At 65.6% G+C, this 5,312-nt stretch carries 3 protein-coding genes; 1 reads left to right on the forward strand and 2 read right to left on the reverse strand.

What is annotated here, in order from left to right; translation table 11 throughout:
- Positions 1 to 547: IclR family transcriptional regulator (locus FHP89_RS20845; RefSeq protein WP_144180302.1), on the forward strand; the 547-nt coding region annotated here is incomplete at its 5' end.
- Positions 548 to 570: 23 nt separating this feature from the next.
- Here the strand turns inward: FHP89_RS20845 and FHP89_RS20850 are convergent.
- Positions 571 to 3,870, reverse strand: coding sequence for a DEAD/DEAH box helicase (locus FHP89_RS20850; RefSeq protein ID WP_144180305.1), 3,300 nt, complete (start codon positions 3,868 to 3,870; stop codon positions 571 to 573).
- 265 nt (positions 3,871 to 4,135) lie between these two features.
- Positions 4,136 to 5,312: phosphomethylpyrimidine synthase ThiC (gene thiC, locus FHP89_RS20855; protein ID WP_144180308.1), on the reverse strand; the 1,177-nt coding region annotated here is incomplete at its 5' end.

Below are 5,312 nucleotides of genomic sequence, written 5' to 3' on the forward strand. Positions count from 1 at the left end.
CAACACCGTGCACGGCGCGCGCCATGTGGTGCTGCGCCAGCTGGTTGAAGAAGTGGGCGAGAGCTGCAACATCACCGCCTTCTCGGGCAGCGAGGTCTTGTATCTGGACCGCGTCGAAACCGCCGCGCCGCTGCGCTTCTACCTGCACCCCGGCTCACGCGTGCCGGCGCACTGCTCGGCCAGCGGCAAACTCTTTCTCGCCCAGATGAGCCCGGCCCAACGCCGCCGCCTGCTCGCCCATGTGCCGCTCGAGCGCTTCACCCCCAAGACGCTGACCACGCTCGACGCGCTCGACGAAGAGATCGACACGGTCAAGCGCCAGGGCTACGCGCTGGACGACGAAGAATTTCTGCCCGGGCTGATCTGCGCCGCGGTGCTGGTGCCGCGCCAGAACGGCCGCTCGAACATGGGCATCGCCATTCAGGCGCCGATCATGCGTCTGAGCCACGACAAGGTGCTCACGCTGCTGCCCGCGCTCAAGAAAGCGGCCAAGGCGCTGGCCGATATCGAAACGCAGGCAGAGAACGAATTGCAGCACTCGGCCTGAACGGGGCGCCGCTGAGGCGCTGATTAAAGCGGTGGCAGCGGTTCGAAGAGCCGTTCGAGATCGTCCGGGTCGAACTTGGCGAGTGCGGCGCCATCGGCATTGATCACGCCCGCCGCCAGCTCGGCCTTGCGCGTTTGCAAGTCGAGAATCTTTTCCTCGATGCTGCCTTCGACCACCAGTTTGTAGACGAACACCGGCTTGTCCTGGCCGATGCGGTGGGCACGGTCGGTGGCTTGATTTTCGGCGGCAGGATTCCACCACGGGTCGTAGTGAATCACCGTGTCGGCGGCGGTCAGGTTGAGACCCACACCGCCGGCCTTGAGGCTGATGAGAAAGACCGGCACCTCGCCGGACTGAAACTGTTCAATGACGGCTTCGCGCTTGCGGGTCTGGCCGGTGAGCTTGACCCAGCCAATGCCTTCGGCGTCGAGCTCGGCCTCGATCAGCGCGAGCATTTCGGTGAACTGCGAAAAGATCAGAATGCGCCGCCCCTCTTCGACCAGCGACGGCACCATCTGCATCAACAGGTCCAGTTTGGCGCGCTCCTTCACTTTCAGTGCCGCCGGCGTTTTGAGCAGGCGGGCATCGCAGCAGACCTGACGCAGCTTGAGCAGCGCGTCGAGAATCTGGATGCGGCTTCGCGCCAGGCCGCGCTCCGCGATGGTCTCGCGCAGGCGCTTGTCCATGGCCACCCGCACCGTCTCGTAAAGATCGCGCTGGCGGCCGGTCAGCTCAACGCCGCGCACCACCACGGTCTTGGGCGGCAGCTCGGTCGCGACCTGATCCTTGAGGCGGCGCAAGATGAAGGGGGCGAGCCGGCGGGCCAGAAGTTCGCGCCGAACGCCGTCGCCATGCTTCTCGATCGGCGTGCGCCAGCGACGGGTAAAGTCGGCGCTGGGTCCCAGGAAGCCCGGCAGCAGGAAGTCGAACTGGCTCCACAGCTCGCCCAGATGGTTCTCCAGCGGCGTGCCGGTCAGGCACAGTCGGTGGCGGCTGCGCAGGCGCCGTACCGCCCGGGCCGCCTGGCTGTTGGCGTTCTTGACCGTCTGCGCCTCGTCGAGGATGAGCAGGTGGTAATCATGCGTGCTCAGCGCGTCGATGTCGCGCCACAGCAGGGGGTAGGTGGTCAGGCAGACATCGTGCTCGGCCATGGCCTCGAACCGTTCGGCGCGATCCTTTCCGTGCAGCTTGAGCACGCGCAGCGAGGGCGCAAAGCGCGCCGCCTCGCGTTGCCAGTTGAACACCAGCGAGGTCGGCAGCACGATCAGCGAGGGGCGGTCCATGCGCCCGCCTTCCTTTTCAATGAGCAAATGCGCCAGCGTCTGCGCCGTCTTGCCCAGGCCCATGTCGTCGGCCAGCACGCCGCCCAGTTCGTTCTGGCGCAGATGCTGTAACCAGGCCAGCCCCTCGCGCTGGTAGGGGCGCAAGGCCAGGCCGAGCTCCGTCGGCGGCTCGACGGGTTGTACGCTGCCCATGCCGCTCAGTCTGGCCTGCCAGGCAGCCAGCGGCGCAAAGCCGGCCTGCTGCCAGCCCGCGTCGAGTGCCTCGGTGAGGCGGGGCGCGTCCAGCACGGCCACGCGGCGCGGGCCTTCGGCGTCCGAATCGAACAGGTCGATCAGCGTTGTGGCCAGGGGTTTGACGCGACCGGCCGGCACCACGATGCGCATGCCCTCGGGGGTGTGCAGATCGATGGCCTCGTCGTCCGGTATCTGGCTCAGCGCCTGCGGATCGCGCCATCGCGCATCGTGGCGGAACAGCGCGTGCAGGAGCGGCGCCAGATCGAGGCGCTCGCCATCGACCTCAATGCCCAGCGTCAGCGCAAACCAGCCGCTGTCGCCTTCCTCTAAATCGGCGAACCAGTCGTCGACCTGGAACACCAGATGGCGAAAATCCGGCGTGTAGTCGATGTGCCAGCCGGCTGAGCGGAGGGCGGCGGCCTGCTCGGCAAAAAAATGTTGCCACGCCGCTTCGCTGGCCAGTCCGAGCGCCCGCGGTGGCAGCGGTGTGAAGCCGTGCACTTTGCGCACCGGTACCGGTGCAAAGCCGGCGGCCTGGAGCGCGGCTATCGCGGCCGCTTCGGCTTTGGGCTGGCGAAGCACCCGCACGGCACGGCCGTCCGGCAGCGTGAGCAGGGTGTCGTCGCTGCCGGCCGGGACGATGGCTTCGCCATAGCGAAACTCGGCGCAGGCAAAATCGTAGGTGCTGTTCGTGACGTGGAGATAGTCGCGATGCGGGTCGATCTGCCAGCTGTAGGCGGAGTCGAGTGTCAGCCAGGGTTGCGGGTCAGCCTCGATTGTCGGCAAGGCGTCCATGCCACCGCCCGGTGCAGGCAATTTGGGTGTGTGCTCAGCCATGGCGGCGGCCACTAGCGGTACCTCTGCGGCATTGAGCGGGGGCAGGCGCATCAGCGCCAGCAGGGCGGCTTCATTCTCGCCCTGCACGGGGCCTGCTTGCGCCATCTCGCTATCGAGATAGCGCAGGGGGCGAGTGGCAAGAACTGGCGCACTGCCTGGCTCGGCCCGCACCCGTGCGACCAGACCGGTTCGTCCTGGTTGCCAGTCAATGCTTGCTGTGCGTGCCTCGCCGGCGACGAGCGCGCGCAAGGGATGGTGTTCGTCGGCCGCCACATAGACCCGCTGGGTGTCCAGCAGCGCGTCGAGCAGTTCAGCGCCCAGCGCGTCTTCGAATTGGACAAAGCCGTACAGACCGTCGCGCCGAAAGCGGCGCAAGGCGCGGAACACCGGCAGGTCACTGTCGACGACAAAAGATGGCGGTTTGACCAGCGCCTGATCGTGGTTGTGCCATGGCGTGCCGTGGCTGGCGAAACCGCCTTCGGCGGCCAGGGCCGCCTTGAATGTGGTCAGCTTGTAGAAAGCCCCATCTTCGCCGCCGGTCAATGCGTAGAAGAGACCGGAACGGTTCTTCTGGGGCGATCGGCCGCGTCTCGATTCCCGAGCAAGGTCGTTGCCCAATGATCGTGCCCACTCCAGCACCTCGCGGCGCGGCCGCTCGGCAATGCCGCCCGATTTGCGGGCCGCGAGCAGCAGCGCCGCCGCATGCTTGCAGCGACTGCCCACCGGACAACTGCATGAGGCGGCGATCTCGATCGACGGCTGGCCGAAGAGCGCGCGCACGTCGAGGCGCACCGTGGTGCGATAGGGCTGGCGTTGCGTGCCCTGAATGGCCGCCGTCAGTGTGTTGCCGGCCACGTCGATCTGCCCGACGCGCGACACGTAGCCGCGCGCGCGGGAGAGGGCGTTGCTGGAGAAAAATTCGGCCAGAGTGTCGTCGGTCAGCTCGGCGAGCAGGCGGTTGAGGTTCATGGTGGCGTTGCTGTCGTGGGTGCGAAGCCGCGATGCCGCGCTGGTTTTGGCATATACCTGTCGCGGAAAATCGAAGCCTGCACGGCGGAAAAAATTGGCAGGCCGATACCATGAGGGCTGCCGGACGATCGTTGCAGATCATACCGAAGACGGCGGGGATATTGACGTTCCGATGGTCGTGGTGCGCGCGCACGCCTTTGAGCGTTCAGGAAATGAAACGGGCCGCAACTGCGGCCCGTTTTGCATGCAGATGGCAGGGGCGTGTTTACACCTTCCGATACACCTCGGCGCCGGCCTTCACAAACTCCACCGCCTTCACTTCCATACCCTGCTTGAGCGCGGCCTGTTCGTCGATACCCTGCTGCGCGGCGTAGTCGCGCACATCCTGGGTGATCTTCATCGAGCAGAAGTGCGGCCCGCACATGGAGCAGAAGTGGGCGACCTTGGCGGACTCTTTGGGCAGGGTCTCGTCATGGAACTCGCGCGCCTTGTCCGGATCGAGGCCGAGGTTGAACTGGTCGGCCCAGCGGAATTCGAAGCGCGCCTTGGAGAGCGCGTTGTCGCGAATCTGCGCGCCCGGATGCCCCTTGCCCAAGTCGGCCGCATGCGCCGCCAGCTTGTAGGTGATGATCCCTTCCTTCACATCGTTCTTGTTCGGCAAGCCGAGGTGTTCCTTGGGCGTCACGTAGCACAGCATCGCCGTGCCATACCAGCCGATGGTGGCCGCACCGATGCCGCTGGTGATGTGGTCGTAACCCGGCGCGATGTCGGTGGTCAGGGGCCCCAGCGTGTAGAAAGGTGCCTCGTGACACTGCTCGAGTTGCAGATCCATGTTCTCGCGGATCAGGTGCAGCGGCACATGGCCCGGGCCTTCGATCATCACCTGCACATCGTGCTTCCAGGCGATCTGGGTCAGTTCGCCCAGCGTCTTCAACTCGCCCAGCTGCGCCTCGTCGTTCGCGTCATAGATCGAACCGGGGCGCAGGCCGTCGCCGAGGCTGAAGGCCACGTCATAGGCCTTCATGATGTCGCAGATTTCCTCAAAGTGCGTGTAGAGGAAGCTCTCCTTGTGATGCGCCAGACACCACTTGGCCATGATCGAGCCGCCGCGCGAGACGATGCCCGTCATGCGGTTGGCCGTCAGCGGCACATAACGCAACAAGACGCCCGCGTGGATGGTGAAGTAATCGACGCCTTGCTCGGCCTGCTCGATCAGCGTGTCGCGGAAGATCTCCCAGGTCAGATCCTCGGCCTTGCCGTCGACCTTCTCCAGCGCCTGATAGATCGGCACCGTGCCGATGGGCACCGGCGAATTGCGGATGATCCACTCGCGGGTTTCGTGAATGTTCTTGCCCGTCGACAGATCCATCACCGTGTCGCCGCCCCAGCGGATCGACCAGGTCATCTTGTCGACCTCTTCCGAGATGGACGAGCCGAGCGCC

This window comes from Denitromonas ohlonensis, from assembly GCF_007625205.1.
GTDB lineage: Bacteria > Pseudomonadota > Gammaproteobacteria > Burkholderiales > Rhodocyclaceae > Nitrogeniibacter > Nitrogeniibacter ohlonensis.